Raw genomic sequence first — 17,937 nt, forward strand, 5'->3', positions numbered from 1 at the left:
TAGTTATGTCACAATATATTTTTACCATGAATCGTGTCAGTAAAATTGTTGAAAACCAAAGATTTATTTTAAAAGATATTTCCTTGAGTTTTTTCCCTGGCGCTAAAATCGGCGTTTTAGGATTGAATGGTTCGGGTAAATCAACTTTATTACGCATTATGGCGGGGGTTGATACTCAATTCGAAGGCGAGGCAAGACCTCAACCAGGAATTAAAATCGGTTATCTTGAACAAGAACCTAAATTGGATCCGGATAAAACGGTACGGGAAGTTGTGGAAGAGGGCGTAAAGGAAATGAAAGAAAAACTCGCCCGCTTTGACGCAATTAGTATGCGTTTTGCAGAACCAATGAGCGATGATGAAATGAACACACTGCTTGCTGAACAAGGTGAATTGCAAAACGATATTGAAGCCGGTGGCGGTTGGGATTTGGATAGAAAATTAGATGTTGCAGCTGATGCACTTCGATTATCCGATTGGAATGCAGTGGTCGGTAAATTATCCGGAGGCGAGCGTCGTCGAGTCGCATTATGCCGTTTGTTGCTTTCTAACCCCGATATGTTGTTGCTTGACGAACCAACCAACCATTTAGATGCAGAATCTGTAGCCTGGTTAGAACATTTTCTGGAAAGTTTTCCTGGTACTGTTGTTGCGATTACGCACGATCGTTATTTCTTGGATAATGCTGCAGAGTGGATATTAGAACTCGATCGTGGTGAGGGAATACCATATAAAGGAAATTACTCTGCTTGGCTTGAGCAAAAAGAAGCACGCCTAGAGATGGAACAAAAGCAAGAAGATGCACATATGCGTGCAATGAAAGCAGAATTAGAGTGGGTACGCACCTCACCTAAAGGACGTCATGCTAAAAATAAGGCTCGTCTTGCTCGATTTGAAGAAATGAATTCGAAGGAATTCCAAAAACGTAATGAGACAAACGAAATATACATTCCGCCAGGGGAAAGATTGGGTGACCTCGTTCTTGAGGGTGAAAAAATCAGCAAATCATTTGGCGACCGAATCCTAATCGACAATTTGGATTTTAAACTTCCTAAAGGGGGTATTTTAGGGATAATTGGTCCTAACGGAGCGGGTAAGTCTACATTTTTAAAAATGATTACAGGTCAAGAAGAGCCAGATAGCGGAACTATTCGTATCGGAGAAACCGTACAATTGGCCTATGTAGATCAATTACGTGATGAATTAGATCCCAATAAAACAGTGTGGCAAGAAATTTCTGATGGTCATGACATAATGCAAGTAGGTAGTTTTCAAATGCCTTCCCGTGCATATGTAGGTCGTTTTAACTTTAAAGGCACCGATCAACAAAAGAAAATGGCCCAACTTTCTGGGGGTGAGCGCAACCGTGTTCATTTAGCAAAACTATTAAAAAGTGGTGGGAATGTATTACTCCTTGACGAACCGAGTAACGATTTGGACGTGGAAACGTTACGTGCGTTGGAAGGGGCGATTCTCAACTTTCCTGGTTGCGTCATCGTTATTTCGCATGATCGATGGTTCTTAGATAGAATTTGTACCCATTTGATGGCATTTGAAGGGGACTCACAAATTACCTTTATTGAAGGCAACTATAGTGATTATGAGGCAGATAGAAGACGTAGGTTGGGTGATGCAGCAGATAGACCATCCCGCATTAAATACAGAAAATTAGAATCGTAAGTTTTAATTAACTGTATGAAGCTATTTAGATGGAAATAAGAGGTAAATATCACTACTTATTTCTAACTGCAGGTCTAGAATGGATTGGTTAATTTCTAGATTCTGCAGTATTTTTTTTGTAACTATTCTAAGGGAATAAAGTGTAGGGAAATGAGAATTTCAAGAAAAGTTTTAATTAAGTGGAGATAAAATTTAAATGAATAAGTTGTTTTGGGCAGGTTTGTTACTATGTATCGGGGGGTTAACATCCTGTGTTGAGAATGATCCATCTACTTTAATTACTGATGATGCAGGTTATGTGCATCGAACAGTTCATTACACAAAAGATAAACGAGGTCGTGATTATTATCCTCAGAAGATTCAAGCAACAGGTGAGAGACGCTTTATTTTTGATCCAAAAGTTTCCGCATGGGCTGCTTATGATGAAGATGGGAATCGATTATTGACTGGGGGTGGATCCGCAGGTATTGATGTATGCGAAGAAAATCCAAATCAATCATGCAGAACTGTTACCGGAACATTTAAAGTTTATAACCGTCGCGGAGTCGATTGTAAGTCTGGGGAATATCCAGTTGATAAAAATGGCGGCGCTAAAATGCCTTATTGTACCTACTTTTATCAAGGATATACCGTTCACGCAGCCTACGATGTTCCAGAACATCCATCTAGCCATGGCTGTGTACGTATCTTCCCAAGTGCTGCAAAATGGTTAAGTGAAAACTTTTTCAAAATAGGTACAAAAGTTATTGTATTGGAATATCCTAATGAAGTGGGTGCCAATAAACCTGCTGTATCCGCATAAGGGAGAGATGAATTTATTCATCTCCCTAAAAACCAACTATAGCTTTGGTGAAGAGTACGTATGTTCGTTAGAATAAAAGTCACCTCTAACGTAGTAAGGGCGAGCTCCTCAGTAAATTCTTCCCGGGCTCCGCGTACGCTTCACCCAGGCTGCCATTCTAACGCTGGAAAGACAATAGTCCAAATTAAGGAGTATTAGGTGGTAGTGATGGTTGTGTGGAGCGATTTTCAGGCAAAGTAGGCTGTCCAGGGGTAGCTGGGGTCTGAGTCGCCGCCGGATTTGCAGTAGTGGGTTGGGTTGTTGTCGTTGGAGTTGACGGTGTAGCTTGATTTGGTGCAGTTGTGGGGGCCGGTGAGGTCGTTGGCGTTGAAGTATTTTCCGTATTTGGATTCATTACTGTAGCAGGGTTGGGATTAAAATCAGGCGGTAGTTTTTGAGTCACTGTTCCTCTTGGAGCAGCAATCATCTGGGTAATTCCCAAGTCTCCAGTCATTTTACGACCAATAGTCACGTCAACACTGAGTAATTGGGTTACTTTTTCTTTCTCATTCTGATAAACAACTTGTATCGGTAAATTAATTTTCCATTGATTGTCTTTTGCTTCTGTTAAAATAACTGGCCCATCTACTTGACTGCTTACAGTCAGCTTTTGAGATTTAATGGCTTCTAAATTCCCTGATTTTTGCAAAGCAGTGTTAAATCCAGTCCAGCCTTGTTCGGTAAAGCAAGGTTGCAATTTTTGCAGTTGAGCCTCCAAATTATTTGGATCAAAATCAAACGCTTGGGTAACTGCCTTCCCTGCCCATTTTAAAACCAAGGATTGATCGATAGTTTTAGTTTCTGCAGGAATTTTATACTCACAATTAATCGGTGCTGTGGGGGCTTGTGCTGGATTTATTGAAGGTATATTTTGACCCGGAGGTGTTGGTGTAGGAGGGGTCTGTTGTACTGCGCCTGGAGTTTGAGGCGGTGGTGTCACTGGCTGAGTAACATCTGCATGTACTTGAGTACCCAGCAGAGCAAATAGAGTACTCCAGAGTAATGTGTTCTTCATGAAATTGACTCCTTAAATAGTATGTAGCAATTCTGCGATAATAAGAGCCGCCAGTCTAGCAGTTTTTTGATCTTGATCCAAAGGCGGTGATAGTTCAGCAACATCAAAACTAACTACTTTGCCACTTTGAATAATGTATTTCAAGAGTGGTAAAATTTGCCAGGGGGTAAGGCCCAAGGGTTGAGGCGCACTGACGCCGGGTGCAAAGGACTCTGCTAAAACATCCAAACAAATTGTCAGATAAATATGATCTAAATTGAGTATAAAATCATCAAGAAAAGCCAAGTGCCAAGCTAAGCTGTTCCCATATAACTCTTCTGCTGTTAAATAATTAACATTAAGTTCATCTGCTTGTTCGAAAAGGGAGGGCGTATTTCCCATTTTTTGAATACCCACACAGCAATAATTAAAAGCTTGATTATTTTCTTTACAGTAGGCTGCAATTTGTGAAAAAGGGGTCCCCGATGTACCAGGCTGATTTTTTTGATGGGGTCTTAAATCAAAATGCGCGTCAAAATTGATAATACCTAACTTAGAATAATGGGGCGCTAAACCCTGATAATGTGCCCAGGAAATTTCGTGTCCCCCTCCAAAGGCAATTGTTTGATGCCCTTGTTGATGGCAAAAACTGATTAAATTAGCAAATTGAGTTTGTGCTATTTCCAGTTCATCTTCTTCACAAAAAATAGTTCCTAAATCAAAAAGTGGTTTATCAATAGAGCAAGGGAGTTTTGCTAATTGTGTTTTAATTTGATCCGGGCCTAATTTTGCTCCTGGTCTGCCCATATTTCGACGAACACCTGCATCACTGGCGAAACCAAGAAAAACCGTTTTTTTCTCTTTAGTGATTAAATCAGTTTGTTTAACAGGAAAAATAATTTTTTGAAAGAACCGCTCCGCATTAATTGTATCTTTTCTACCTTGCCAGAGTGCAGGATTGGCACGTTGGTAATTGGAAAGATGTTCAAACATTAAATTCTCCCTATAATCATTATGATATTACAATTTATCTTTGTTTATAAAAATCGGCATTTATCCTTATCCTTTAGATCCTACTTATTAAATTCATTTTAGTTTTCATAACTCTGAGCTTAAATGCAGTGGATGGCAACTACTTTCGAAAAATTTGCATTATAAGTTACAGTACACGATTTTGTTCCTGCAGGTAGTTTTTGTATCAACTGAATTTGAGTTTGGGTGTACTCACAAGCAATCCAAATTTCTTGCTCACCAAATGTCCAGGTTAGTTTTTTAATTTTAGAAGATTCAGTATCCGGTGCAAGGCTTGCATTGTCTTTAGGATGTCCAGAATAAAAGGTGATCCGTTCAAAATGATTAGTGCTATTCAAATTATCCAAAAATCCATTCCACGGGGTTATTTCCTGCTGTAAAGATTGATTTGTTTGAATGACCGCAGGACAGTGGATTGTTGCTGCAGACGCAATGGGGCATAACCCGATAAATCCCAGAAAGAAGCTGTAGCCCACAGTAGTTTTCATTTAACTTGCCTCTCGTGTTTTTTACTTATTGAATTCATTATAACATGTCAAAAAGATTTGACTCCGGCACTAGTTCATTTGATTTTTTGCCAGGACTCTCAATCTATTGCGATCGATTTTTCCAGTAAAACCATAAGGAAGTTGGTTCATAATGATCACTTGATAGGGACGTTTGTTGATTGGGAGTGACGCATGAGCAAAATTCATTAAGGTTTGCGGCGTGAGTTGCGACGCTTTGGTTTTAAATGTGACATACACAACAATATGATCCTGATTTTGCTTATTAGTATTGGGTAAAGCAATGGCCGCAGCTTCTTTAACCCCATCAAGTTGATAAAAGATATTTTCAATTTCTATAGGAGAGATAAGTTCCTCATTATAACGAATAATATCTACTTTACGACTGACGAACCAATAGTATCCCTCTTTGTCTTGATAAGCTAAATCACCGGTATGAAACCAGCCATCTTTTATAGTTTTTGCTGTCAGAGTCGTATCTTGCCAATATCCCGAGCACATACTTTTGCCACGAACAATTAGCTCGCCAATTTTGTGGGGAGTCACAATGGTTTTATTTTTATCATCTATTAAGCACATTTCCATATTGATTATCGGGAAGCCTATGGATCCAGTTTTCTTTGCTCCATAAGGTGGATTCATGGCGTAGATCTGTAATTCAGACATACCACAACCTTCGGTAATTTCAATATTAAATAGTTCCTTAAATCGCTCCTGAAGTGAAACCGGTGTTGCATCGCCTCCTGAAAAACAAAAATTAAGTGTGTTAATTTTAAAATCTGAAGACTCTACGTGGTTAATGAGCTCCAAATAAAGCTTAGGAAAGCCGTAGATTTTTGTAATCTGATGAGACTGGAGCTTTGCTAATGCATTCTCTGGATGAAATTCAGGTAATAGCACTACTGTCGCACCAACAGCGTGAAAAGGAAGAATTTGTGAACCAAGTCCAATTAAATAACACACTGGAAACATTACTAAGGTTTTATCCTCATGATTAATCTTAATTTGGGTGATTTGATTGCGCGTCCCTTGATATAAGCTTTGATGGCTGTGTACAACTGCTTTAGGTAATCCCGTAGTCCCAGACGTAAAGAACAGCAAAGCATTTTTTTTTAATCCAATTTCCATATTTACTGGAGAAGCTGTCGCAGATGAGAGTAATTGTTGAAAGTCTTGCACTCCAGGATAATTGTCTGATTTGAATGTTAGATAGCATTCTTTTATTACTTTTAATATTTTTGCATCTAACTGATTATAATATTCTGGTGACGTTATAAAAATACGTGCATTACTGTGTTCTAGCACATAATGAATCAATTCATTATTAAATCGAATGTTAACCGGGACAGCAATAGCTCCTATTAAAAAACAGGCGTAGTAGCAGAGGATAATCTCGATGCAGTTTGGTAATAGAAAAGCGACACGCTCTCCTTGTGAAATACCTCTCTTCAATAATGAAGCAGCCAGACGTATAGTTAATTCGTTGAGTTGTTGGTAACTGTAGCACCGTTGATCAACAATCAAGGCAATATTTTCAGGGAATTGTTCCGCTGATTTACCAAGTAATGTGCTTAATTGAGACATAAGACCTCCGGGGTTATTTTACAGAGTAAACTACTTACGTCAGCAGTAATTATTGCATATGGATTTTTAAATTGCTCCAGAGGTGAGTTATAAAGTTTTTTAGTTTCCTAGTACTTTTGGATTATTACTACATCACTGGAAGGCATGCCCGGATCGTCGTCTAGATTAACTTCTTCTATATTTTCGGCTTCGTATAAGATTTGGGTTGTTTTATCTCGCACTAATTTATTTTTAATTCCCGTAAATATCGAAAATAAAGCAAAGCCATGAACTGTTCTAATTCTATCGATTTCATCTTTGAAATCCTTATAGGAAGAAAATGAACCAGTATTAAGCTTCATCATTTGGGCTATCCTCATAGGAACCTTATAAGTCAAATCCCCATATTGGATTTTTGTTCCTCCATCTGCTAATACTTTTTCTTGCCAATATTTTAGATGCTCAGGATTTTGTGCGTTTAACTTTAATTTTTCTTTTAAAATGAAAATATCTTTAAATTCTTTTGCTTGGGCTGTTTGTACTTCGGCCTTTATTTTAAAAAGGGAATCATTAAAAGAATGAGATGTATCTGTCCCCTCATAGGCTTTATTATCAGAAAAATATTCTTTCAATTCTGCTTTGAAATCTTCCTCGCAGGTATCCATGTTTAAATTTAGTACGAATTTTCTAAATTCTTTGCTTTTCAAAGCCTCAGTTTTTAGTACGCTTATACGCTCCTGAAAGAAGCTGTGAATCTCATCTTTTAATTCAAGATCTGCTGGGGCATTCACTTCTTGGATCATATCCAGTGTTTCTGGTGGATAAACAAGTATTCTTAAGATTTGAAGATATATTTCTTGTTTAAATAATTCATTTTTTTTGAGCTTATCTTTTATTTCTTTTTTCAGACCTCCTGCCCAGATAACGGGATGGAATACTTTGGGGGATAAAATATCGTCGAGATCCTCGAAACTAAAATTGATTTGATTCACATCATTTTCAAAAGACATTATTTTTATAACAAATGGCCACAAAGAAGAGTCATGATCAATTTTAACGCTTCTGGCATTTAAATTTGTACCAATGTTATCTGATTTTAGATCTGTTTCAGCAAGAACCAAAGCACTAACGAGAATCCGTGCAAAAGTCTTATAGTCTGTAGGCTCTAATCCTTTTTCCATTATAGATTTAAAGGTTGTGAAACCAGGAACGCCTTCGGAGGCTACATAACGGTTCCCTAATTTGTCAGTTACTAATCGAGTTTTTGGTTGTGTGTTTCCAATCCAGAATCGATAAACTTCACCTGAAATTACTTCCAGTTCTAAGGGCTCATCTGGAGAATAGGCTTGTTTAACGAACCAAATTTTTTTATTACGTGCACTAATTTTTTCAGTGTTTTTTGGCTTTTTTTTGTAAACCCCAGCGGTATGTCCACCCGATTTGTCTTGAATGCCTTCTGACTCAAAGTTTTCTAGCGATTTGATTAATTTATCTTTCGAGAACATATCCACCAGCTTTAAAAATGACCTGATTTAAATATAATTATATCAAAAAATGGCCAATATTAGTACAGGTAGGTTTATTCTTGATATATTGGATTAAAAAATAAATGTGATTCGGTCGAAATGGAATAAAATAGATGATTAAGTTAGAATGCTCTGTTTTAGCTGCAATTGGTGTTCAAATATGGAGTTCTTCACGCCTCAACCGTATCAATCTATTCAGGAAATGAAAAACCTGTGGAGAATAGCCATGCACATGGCATACGTGAATACCCATCAGCAAAATCACACCATCCTAGATTGTTCATTATGTGTAGATGATGAAACCAAGGCAGAGATCGTGAAACGTTTGCTATCTACGCTTTCTTATACCAACTCAGCGGATATAATCTCAATAACTCTTTTTTGTTTAGGTGTACTTCATACAGGATTGCAGGCAGATGAGATAACTTTTCAAAACGGACTAGAGTATCTACAACAGGCCCTCACCCACAGAAATAAACAGGCGGTTCATTATTTAGCTAGAATTTATTCTGGGTGTCATCAATATAGAGGAACTTTGTCTCTAAATGATGAGGAACCAGCGATCCATTATTATCTTACTTCCTTTAAATTAGATTCCTATGAGGCCTTAAACGACCTTATGTCGAGTTTGAGATTAGGAGAGGGGGATATTTCTAAAGATAAAGATCGTTGGTATCAATTCTTTATTCAATTATTTTTAGAGGCGGCAAAGAATGAGAATTTGGAACTCATACCTCATTTAATTCGCTGTTTAATTCAACAAAATTATGTACTTTCTAAAACGGAGCCATTTTTAGTTATGGCCGCTGAAATTATTCATTCTTGGATGACCACATCTTATTGGAAGCCACGTTATACAAGGCTGGTTCAAGGTTACCTGGAGCAAGAGCAAAAAAAGGGGAACCAAGGAACGCTTTACTTATTTTATAAGCTCGATTTCTCTAAATCATCAACTGGAACTCATTTTTTTAATTCGAAGAATTCATTGAGTAATGACGACTGGAAGTTTATTCAGTCCATCGAGCAATTGCATAAAGAATTGGATATAGAATTACCAGTGCAAAATAAAATGGATGAAAAATATAAGACCTTTTCTGTACTATAGAAGAGCCAGGGTTGTCTCTAATTGTCTCAATGAGTTGATAATACTGGAATGATCGTTGAAAAAGGAATAGGGATTACCTGTGGAAAAAACAGAATGAGAAACTTCATAAATTAAGAAGAGAATAGGGCTGAATTCTCGATTACCCCCCCATCGTTTCCTTAAATCTTGTTTCGCTTGTTGAATCAATTTAAAGCATTGTCGTTGAAAATCAGCTTCTTCATATTTGTTTTGTGCATTAATAAAATGATAAAGCTCTTGTTTTATTAAAGATAAAGAAGTTAATGAATATTCAACATCTTCCTTAAATTGGGGGTCAAGTTTTTTGATTTTTTCTTCAATTGCGTTTACAGCTTCATATATAGTAAAAAATTTTTTTGTTTTGTTTATTAATTGCGGATGGTCATGGTTCCATTTTTGAATTGCAGGATTTTTACCAACCATCAGGATGGAGCGTCTTAAAGACCAGTTTTTTTCCAATAAATCAATAAGGCGTTGTTCTTCGCCGCAACGTAAACACGAAGTATCTTTGGGTTCAAGCGATTTCCCGATTAATGCGTCAATAAACTCGGCTATATATGAAGTAGGATTAGTTAAAGGGATTATCAAGGAATCAGTCAGATTTCTAATATTCTGTTCTTGTCCGGAACTCAAAGTCCAACGTTGAAATTCTTTTTGATTAAAAAAAGGAGCACAAAAGAAATCCAAATTTGTTTTGATAATATGTAGGGCGTGCTGGGTATCTTTATGCATGGCCTTGAAATAGGAAATTGATATATTGGAGTCATTATAATGTTCTAGTGGATACGGAGCTAGGGCTTAAAGGTCTAGAATCCAAATTAATTATAAAGATAAATGAACATCTTGAAACATCGTTAAACGAAGTTCCATTAAATTCCCTCTAAAAATTTAGATTCTTCTTTCATTTTTATTGATAACTCAATCATGCGCATAAAATTATGCCAACTTTATTCAATGTCTGGTATTATTTCTCGCATGTAAAATAAAAAAGTGTAAGAGGATATTGTGATTGTTATTACCGGTGGAGGAAGTGGGATAGGAAGATCATTAGCCTTTTCTTTGGCAAAACGAGAACAATCAATCTTAGTTGTAGGTAGAAGAGAGAAGGCATTGCAAGAAACAGCAGCCTTTTCTGAAAACATCCAATATATATGCGCTGATGTATCCACACGTGAAGGTCTTGAGTTTATAAAAAAACGTTTACAGGATATTGAGCAAATTAATGCGCTTGTTAACAATGCAGGAACCTTAAATCCCTTGGTACCTATCAAGGAAATTCATTCTGAAGACTGGAATCAAGCTTTAAATACCAACTTGAATGCCGCTCTTTTTCTTCCACAAATGATTTACGATAAATTGACTCATGGCCGTGTTTTGAATATTGGTTCCGGAGCTGCTTATTTCGCGATAAGAGGCTGGGCTGCATATTGCGTCTCTAAAGCCGCTTTATCGATGCTAACAAAGTGTTGGCAACTGGAATGTGATTCAATCGCCTTCGCCAGCGTGATGCCAGGAATAATTGATACAAAAATGCAAGTTATTGCGCGAAGTGAACAAAATCCTGATTATGAGCGAATTAATTTTTATCAACGCTTAAAAGATGAAAATCGACTGATTTCCCCAGATACCGTTGCCGAATTTTTGACTTGGCTTTTGTTGGATGTAGACAAAAAAACTTATGCCTCTAAAGAATGGGATATTTATGATACTAAGCATCATAAAGCCTGGCTTAAACCTCCTCATCAAGTTCAACATTGGGATCATTAATGGCTGCCTGCGACAAATTATTATTAAATGCAACGACCATTGATGCTCAGGGAAATCAATTAACCCAGCAAGCTATTGCGATTAAAGACGGTCTTATTGTCTGGTGTGGGTTGCAAGCCCAATTGCCAAAACAATTTTACGAAGCGCAACACAAAGAAGAATGTCAGGGGAAATTGATTACCCCAGGGCTTATTGATTGTCATACTCATTTGGTTTATGCAGGAAATAGGTATGCTGAGTTTCAAATGAAACTGGCAGGAGTGAGTTATGCTGAAATTGCTAAGGCGGGAGGAGGGATTTTATCTACAGTACGCCACACTCGAGAAGCCTCTGAAGAGGAATTGCTCCAACAATCTCTCCCCAGAATTCTTGCTTTACGCGCTGATGGAGTGACTACAGTTGAGATAAAGTCAGGTTATGGCCTTGATCTGGCAAATGAGTTGAAAATGCTGCGAGTAGCTAAACGTTTAGGAGATCTAACTGGCTTAAGAGTTAGAAAAACCTTCCTTGGAGCGCATGCAATAGGTCCTGAGTTTCAAGGAAACAGCCAAGCGTATATTGATGTTCTTTGCCATGAAATGCTGCCTGCATTGTGTGAAGAGAATTTGGTAGATGCAGTGGATGTATTTTGTGAGTCCATTGCATTTTCTCTGAAGCAAACAGAACAAGTTTTTACAGCTGCACGTGATTTAAATCTCCCTTTAAAATGTCATGCTGAGCAATTATCCAACCTCGGGGCAAGCGAGCTTGCAGCAGAATTTGGTGCTTTGTCTTGTGATCATTTGGAATTTCTCAATGAGCAAGGGGCATCTGCTATGGCAGAAGCCAACACGGTTGCTGTTTTACTTCCTGGCGCTTATTACTTTTTGCGCGAAAAACAAAAACCTCCAGTAGAACTTCTGAGACGAGCAGGGGTTGGTATGGCTGTTGCCACCGATTGTAATCCAGGCTCTTCACCAACTACTTCATTACGTTTAATGATGAGTATGGCCTGTCAATTCTTTTCATTGACGGTTCCTGAGGCTTTAGCAGCGGTTACCCGTCAAGCGGCAAGAGCATTAGGATTGCAAAAGGAACTTGGAACAATTGCTGCGGGCATGAAAGCTGACTTGTTATTGTGGTCTGTTAATGACAGTGCGGCTTTATGTTATTACTTTGCCTATCCTTTATCCCATCATATGATGATTGCAGGGGAATGGGTTTCTACATCAGATAATTACTAGGAATACTTTATGTTAAAACCACTAAAAACCATTATTTCTTTAGGTATTATTGTAAGCTCGTTTACTGTTTGGGCAGTAAATCCGATATCAATTAAAAAAGAAACTCCCGCATATATTATTGATGTTAAATATCCTCAGGGATTTACCGATCCACGGATTAATGCAGTAGTACAAGACTTCATCGATAAAACCAAAACGAGTTTTTTTAAAGAACTTTCAGCTGATGCCGATGTGCCTTTAGACGCACCCGGAAAATCCGGTTTAAATGTCACCTACTCTTTGCCTTACAAAACAAAGGAGGCCTTGAGCGTTGCTTTTAATATTTCAATTAATCATCGAGGAGCTGCACATCCTTCAAACACTGTAGCTGTGTTGAATTTTATCCATGGTAGCCAAGTTCAGTTAGCGGACTTATTTCGACCTGAGACAGATTATTTAAAACCTATAGCAAGTTTCTGCAGTAAAAAAATCGCTGAGAAAAATATTTCAGACAAAAAATGGCTCGAAGAAGGCACTAAGCCTATAGACAAAAATTATAAGATTTGGTCTTTTTCAAAAAATGGCATAGATATTATCTTTGATACATATCAGGTAGCAGCCTATGTTTATGGTCCGCAAACAGTAAACATACCTTTATCCCAGATTTCTTCTTTACTAATTCCTGAAGTAAAGCATAGTGTTTGGGGTCATTAATGGCTGATACTCCTTTTATAGCTGCCGATAAAAAGGTAGCTGAACTTACTATCCGAGTGGTGTTTCTCGCGATCATACTCACTGTATTGTTGGCGATGTCCAATGCGTATCTTGCCTTAAAACTTGGAATTTTAACTTCAGCATCAATACCCGCTGCAATTATTTCTATGGGGGTCTTACGTTTTTTTAAAAACTCTACCATTCTAGAAAATAACGCAGTGCAAACTGCGGCTTCGGCAGGTGAGGCTGTTGCAGGTGGGATTGTTTACACCATTCCCGCGTTAATAATTATTGGTTTTTGGAATCATTTTGATTACATGACCAATTTTTTCATTGCAGTATGCGGTGGAATTCTAGGTGTATTATTCTCTATTCCCTTACGACGTATTTTAGTCCATGATCCTTCATTGAAATTTCCGGAAGGCCGGGCAATTGCCGAAGTTTTAAAATCATCCGCCGAAAAAACTGGCCTAATAGATATATTAATCGGTGGGGGGATAGGCGCGACTATTGAGTTACTCCAAACTGGATTTAAAGTCATTGCTAACAGTTGGAATTATTGGTTTGTAGTAAAACGTTCACTATTTGGTTTAGGCGCAGGTTTTTCTGCAACAATGATAGGTGCTGGTTATCTGGTTGGTCATGATATGGCAATCAGTATCTTTTTAGGCGCAGTGATTTCCTGGCTCATTGCATTACCTATTGTCAGTCAATTTTATCCAGAATTTCTAAATCAGCATCCTGCGGAACAAGCCGCATCCCTGTTATGGAATAGCGAAATGCGTTATCTGGGAATAGGTGCAATGTTGTTTGCTGGGATGTGGACTTTTTTAAAATTAGTTAAACCCCTTTCTAGAAGTATTCAGACTTCCCTGAAAACATATACGTATAAAGGTATTGCGGCGCAGGTGCCACGTACGGATAAAGATATTCCATTACATTATATTTTAATAGCTATAGGTGCATTAGCTGCAATTCTTTTTCTCTTTTTCCAGCTGGTTCTCCCTTTACATTCAGTAGGATTGGATAACGAATACTCTCCAACCCTAATTTTCATTGCCGTTCTTTACGTCTTGATTATCGGATTTATTTTTTCAGTTATTACCGCCTATTTTTCTGGTATGGTTGGTGTCACAGCAAGCCCGGGAAGCTCTGTCGTTATCTCGGGAATGCTTTTTGCTGCTTGGTTATTATTGGTCGCGGTGGATCATTTTTTACCCTTACCTCTAAAGCCCGAACAAATTAAGGCTGCCGAGGCAATTACAATTATGATAGGCGCAGTAGTAACTGGTATTGCGGCAATTGCCAACGATAATACCCAAGATCTTAAAGTGGGGCAGTTGGTTGGTGCAACTCCATGGAAACAACAATTGATGCTGTTGTTGGGCGTGGTGATTTCTTCTTTGGTTATCCCACCAGTGATGCAATTATTATTTAATGTATATGGGATTGCAGGGGTCATGCCTCACGCAGGGATGGATATTAATCAATCGTTGCCTGCTCCTACGGCGGCTTTGATGGCAGCCATTACAGAAGCTGTTTTCAGAAATTCACTACCATGGACCATGATGTTTATTGGCTCGGCAATTATTTTGATTATTATATTTCTTAATCATTTTTTTCAGTTGCGCCGCTATTTAAATTTATCCATTTTAGGCGTTGCTATAGGAATGTATTTGCCACTTTCTTCATCCTTTCCATTGTTTATTGGGGGAATGATTGCATTGTTTGTTAAAAAGCGTTTACAGCGTTCAATGCCTGTAAAAGAAGAAGCGATGATTCGTAAACAAAAAGGAACGCTCATTGCCTGTGGTTTAGTTGCGGGCTCTGCTATTATGGACGTCCTGCTTGCAATTCCCTTTTCCATTTTTCAAAGTCCTGATGCTTTGCAATTGGTAGGGCCCAGTTGGAACAATATAGGCGTTTATTTGGGAATTTTATCTACCTTATTTCTTGCTTGGTGGATTAACCATAGAGTGGTTGGAAAAGGAAGCAATTCAATTTCCTAATTTTTTAGGACCTGGGGGGCAGTGGAACGAAACCTGGGGTTTCGATCCTTGGATCTGCACCCCATTAAAAACGCTGCAGTTTATTACAATGACTCAACTCTGATTTTATGTTGCAGGAGCTTTTCTTTGGTTTGTTGTGCTTGCGTTAATTTTTCACGTTCTTTAGCAATAATTTCCGCAGGTGCTTTATCCGTAAATTTAGGATTATTTAATTTACCTTCAGCAAGATTGATATCCTTCTCTAATTTGGCCAACTCTCTGGATAAACGAGTTAGTTCCGCTTCTTTATCAATTAAATCAGCCATGGGAATGAGTAATTCAATTTCTCCCAGCACAGCAGTAGCTGAAACGGGAATTTTTTCATCTGCCTCCAAATAATGGATCTGGCTTAATTTACTCAATGCCTTTAAGGTATGTTGATATTTTTCCACTCTGTCTTTAAGTATGGGTGTAATATTCCGAATATAAAGCGGAATAAGCTTAGCCGGCGAAATGGACATTTCACTCCGGATGGTGCGTATCGCTTGAATGGCTGCTTTTAACCATTCTAATTCCTCTTCAATGGTATCATTAATGAATTCAGGGTTTACTTGAGGATAAGCACTGATCATAATGCTTGAACCGTTATCAATGGTTAACTTTGTAGTACGTTGCCAGATTTCTTCTGTAATGAATGGCATTAGAGGATGCAACATTTTGAGAATCTGATCGAGTACATGAATTAAAGTCTTACGAGTACCTCGTTTCAAAGCACTCAATGCGTGCTCATCTTGTAGGATAGGTTTAGATAATTCAAGATACCAGTCACAGTATTCATGCCAGACAAATTCGTACATTGTGTTGGATAACAAGTCAAATCGATAGGTTTCGAAATAATGATGTACTTTACTGATGGTGTGTTGCAATCGTGATAAAATCCACTGGTCTGCTGGGGTATATTGAAATGCTCCGTCATCGAAATCTATTTGTTCTTCAGCAGTATTGAGCAATACATACCGTGCGGCATTCCATAATTTGTTACAAAAATTACGATAACCTTCAACTCGGCCTATATCAAAGCGTACGTTTCGGCCGGTGGATGCCAGAGAGCAATAAGTAAAACGAAGAGCATCTGTTCCATAGGAGCTAATTCCTTCAGGGAATTCTTTACGGGTGTTTTTTATGATGTTGTCCCGAACAGATTGCAGCATTAAATTAGAGGTTCGTTTTGCAATAAGCGAATCCAGATCAATTCCATCAACAATGTCTAGGGGATCAAGCACATTCCCTTTTGATTTAGACATTTTATGTCCTTCACTGTCTCGAATTAAGCCGGTAATAAAAACCTCTTTGAAAGGAATCTTTCCGGTAAATTTTAGCCCCATCATAATCATTCGAGCTACCCAGAAAAAGATAATATCAAAACCAGTAACCAGAACCGAGGTAGGGTAGAACTGTTCTAATTCGGGAGTACGTTCAGGCCAACCCAAAGTTGAAAAGGGCCAAAGTGCCGATGAAAACCAAGTATCTAAAACGTCTTCATCTTGCTTCAACACAGTTGAGTCTTTAATTTTATATTTAAAGCGAACATCATTTTCGCTGTATCCTACGTAGACATTGCCATTACTGTCATACCAGGCGGGTATTCGGTGTCCCCACCATAATTGGCGGCTAATACACCAATCCTCAATATTATCCATCCATTGAAAATAGGTTTTGCTCCAGTTTTCAGGAATAAAGCGAATTTCGCCATTTTTCACTGCAGCAATTGCGGGCTCAGCGAGAGGTTGAGTTTTGACATACCATTGATCAGTTAGTAGGGGTTCTATAATGACATTTGATTTTTCACCACGAGGTACTTTTAATTTATGGGGTTCGGTTTTAACTAATAAACCCTCGGCATCCAGATCTTTAATAATTTGTTCTCGAGCCACAAACCGATCCATGCCTTGATATTTCAAAGGGGCATTTTTATTAATAGATGCTTTTTTAGTTAAGATGCTAATAACGGGGAGTTGATGACGTTTACCAACTTCATGATCATTAAAGTCATGAGCTGGGGTAATTTTAACGCAGCCACTGCCAAATTCCTTATCGACATATTCATCCGCGATAATTGGAATGGTTCGATCACAAAGTGGAAGATGTACCTCTTGTCCAATAAGATGTTTAAAACGCGAGTCTTCGGGGTGTATCGCAACTGCAGTATCCCCTAACATCGTTTCAGGTCGGGTGGTAGCAACAATAAGAGATTCAGTTGAGTTTACGACTGGGTAGCGGATGTGCCAGAGAAAACCATCTTCTTCTTCGGAAAGCACTTCGAGATCAGATACTGCTGTACCTAATTTAGGATCCCAATTCACTAAACGGGTTCCACGATAAATTAAACCTTCATCATAAAGTTGTACGAATACTTTTTGTACTGCGGCGGATAATCCTTCATCCATAGTAAATCGTTCACGACTCCAGTCTACTGAAGCACCCAAACGTCGCATTTGCTGGGTGATAGTATTTCCAGATTCATTCTTCCATTGCCAAACGCGTTCTAAAAACTGTTCGCGGGTAAGATCTTTTCTAGAAGTTCCAGCGGCCTCAAGTTGACGCTCAACCACGAGTTGGGTAGAAATGCCCGCATGGTCAGTACCAGGTTGCCATAAAGTCTTATGGCCTAGCATCCGATGATAGCGGGTTAATGCATCCATAATCGTATGCTGAAAACCATGCCCCATATGCAGACTGCCTGTGACATTGGGAGGAGGAAGCATAATACAATATTTTTTACCATCACCATGAGGTTGGAAATAGTGATGAGTTTCCCAATTTGTATAGCATGCTTTTTCAATTGCTTCAGGGGAATAGATTTTATCCATGATTAAACCTGTACTGATAAAAAGACGAAATGTTATCACAAAATCAACCATAAGTTGAGTTAATACGGTGAGCAATAATTTTCGATTGGAAATTTATAATTGTAGGTTTGGAGCTTAGTTGAAGCGCAGCAA

General features: G+C 38.3%; 14 protein-coding genes. 7 read left to right on the forward strand and 7 right to left on the reverse strand.

The window, feature by feature from the left end; genetic code table 11:
• The first annotated feature begins 5 nt into the window (after positions 1-5).
• Positions 6-1,679, forward strand: a complete 1,674-nt coding sequence (gene ettA, locus HBNCFIEN_RS04640; protein WP_182392911.1) for an energy-dependent translational throttle protein EttA — start codon at positions 6-8, stop codon at positions 1,677-1,679.
• Positions 1,680-1,875: 196 nt separating this feature from the next.
• Positions 1,876-2,481 (forward strand): L,D-transpeptidase, encoded by a 606-nt coding sequence (locus HBNCFIEN_RS04645; RefSeq protein WP_182392912.1) that lies wholly within the window; start codon positions 1,876-1,878, stop codon positions 2,479-2,481.
• 184 nt (positions 2,482-2,665) lie between these two features.
• Here HBNCFIEN_RS04645 and HBNCFIEN_RS04650 read toward each other — a convergent pair whose 3' ends face one another.
• From HBNCFIEN_RS04650 to HBNCFIEN_RS04670, 5 genes are all read right to left on the reverse strand, one after another.
• Positions 2,666-3,535 (reverse strand): DotI/IcmL family type IV secretion protein, encoded by an 870-nt coding sequence (locus tag HBNCFIEN_RS04650; protein WP_182392913.1) that lies wholly within the window; start codon positions 3,533-3,535, stop codon positions 2,666-2,668.
• Between the two features lie 12 nt (positions 3,536-3,547).
• Entirely contained in the window at positions 3,548-4,507 is a 960-nt protein-coding gene (hutG, locus tag HBNCFIEN_RS04655; RefSeq protein ID WP_182392914.1) for a formimidoylglutamase, read from the reverse strand.
• Positions 4,508-4,626: 119 nt separating this feature from the next.
• Complete coding sequence (locus HBNCFIEN_RS04660; protein ID WP_182392915.1) at positions 4,627-5,034, reverse strand: STY0301 family protein; 408 nt, start codon at positions 5,032-5,034, stop codon at positions 4,627-4,629.
• Positions 5,035-5,103: 69 nt separating this feature from the next.
• Entirely contained in the window at positions 5,104-6,636 is a 1,533-nt protein-coding gene (locus HBNCFIEN_RS04665; RefSeq protein ID WP_182392916.1) for a class I adenylate-forming enzyme family protein, read from the reverse strand.
• 107 nt (positions 6,637-6,743) lie between these two features.
• Entirely contained in the window at positions 6,744-8,120 is a 1,377-nt protein-coding gene (locus HBNCFIEN_RS04670; RefSeq protein ID WP_182392917.1) for a hypothetical protein, read from the reverse strand.
• Between the two features lie 247 nt (positions 8,121-8,367).
• Between HBNCFIEN_RS04670 and HBNCFIEN_RS04675 the strand changes: the two genes are divergently transcribed.
• Positions 8,368-9,246 (forward strand): hypothetical protein, encoded by an 879-nt coding sequence (locus tag HBNCFIEN_RS04675; RefSeq protein ID WP_182392918.1) that lies wholly within the window; start codon positions 8,368-8,370, stop codon positions 9,244-9,246.
• Here the strand turns inward: HBNCFIEN_RS04675 and HBNCFIEN_RS04680 are convergent.
• Positions 9,241-9,996: a hypothetical protein gene (locus tag HBNCFIEN_RS04680; protein WP_182392919.1), complete on the reverse strand. Its 756-nt coding sequence runs from the start codon at positions 9,994-9,996 to the stop codon at positions 9,241-9,243. The genes HBNCFIEN_RS04675 and HBNCFIEN_RS04680 overlap by 6 nt on opposite strands.
• A gap of 273 nt (positions 9,997-10,269) precedes the next feature.
• On the opposite strand from HBNCFIEN_RS04680, the gene HBNCFIEN_RS04685 reads away from it, so the two are divergent.
• Genes HBNCFIEN_RS04685 through HBNCFIEN_RS04700 form a run of 4 tightly spaced genes read left to right on the forward strand, consistent with a single transcriptional unit; the run spans position 10,270 to position 14,956 of the window.
• Positions 10,270-11,031, forward strand: coding sequence for an SDR family NAD(P)-dependent oxidoreductase (locus tag HBNCFIEN_RS04685; RefSeq protein ID WP_182392920.1), 762 nt, complete (start codon positions 10,270-10,272; stop codon positions 11,029-11,031).
• Positions 11,031-12,254, forward strand: coding sequence for an imidazolonepropionase (gene hutI, locus HBNCFIEN_RS04690; RefSeq protein ID WP_182392921.1), 1,224 nt, complete (start codon positions 11,031-11,033; stop codon positions 12,252-12,254). The genes HBNCFIEN_RS04685 and hutI overlap by 1 nt, the downstream gene beginning before the upstream one ends.
• A gap of 9 nt (positions 12,255-12,263) precedes the next feature.
• Positions 12,264-12,947 carry a DUF3298 and DUF4163 domain-containing protein gene (locus tag HBNCFIEN_RS04695; RefSeq protein ID WP_182392922.1) on the forward strand — a complete coding sequence of 228 codons (684 nt, stop codon included), beginning with the start codon at positions 12,264-12,266 and terminating at the stop codon, positions 12,945-12,947.
• On the forward strand, positions 12,947-14,956 hold the full coding sequence (locus HBNCFIEN_RS04700; RefSeq protein ID WP_182392923.1) for an OPT family oligopeptide transporter: 2,010 nt from the start codon (positions 12,947-12,949) through the stop codon (positions 14,954-14,956). The genes HBNCFIEN_RS04695 and HBNCFIEN_RS04700 overlap by 1 nt, the downstream gene beginning before the upstream one ends.
• Before the next feature lie 83 nt (positions 14,957-15,039).
• Here the strand turns inward: HBNCFIEN_RS04700 and HBNCFIEN_RS04705 are convergent, their stop codons facing one another.
• Positions 15,040-17,805 carry a valine--tRNA ligase gene (locus HBNCFIEN_RS04705; protein WP_182392924.1) on the reverse strand — a complete coding sequence of 922 codons (2,766 nt, stop codon included), beginning with the start codon at positions 17,803-17,805 and terminating at the stop codon, positions 15,040-15,042.
• Between the last annotated feature and the right edge of the window lie 132 nt (positions 17,806-17,937).

This window comes from Legionella sp. PC997 (assembly GCF_014109825.1).
GTDB lineage: Bacteria > Pseudomonadota > Gammaproteobacteria > Legionellales > Legionellaceae > Legionella.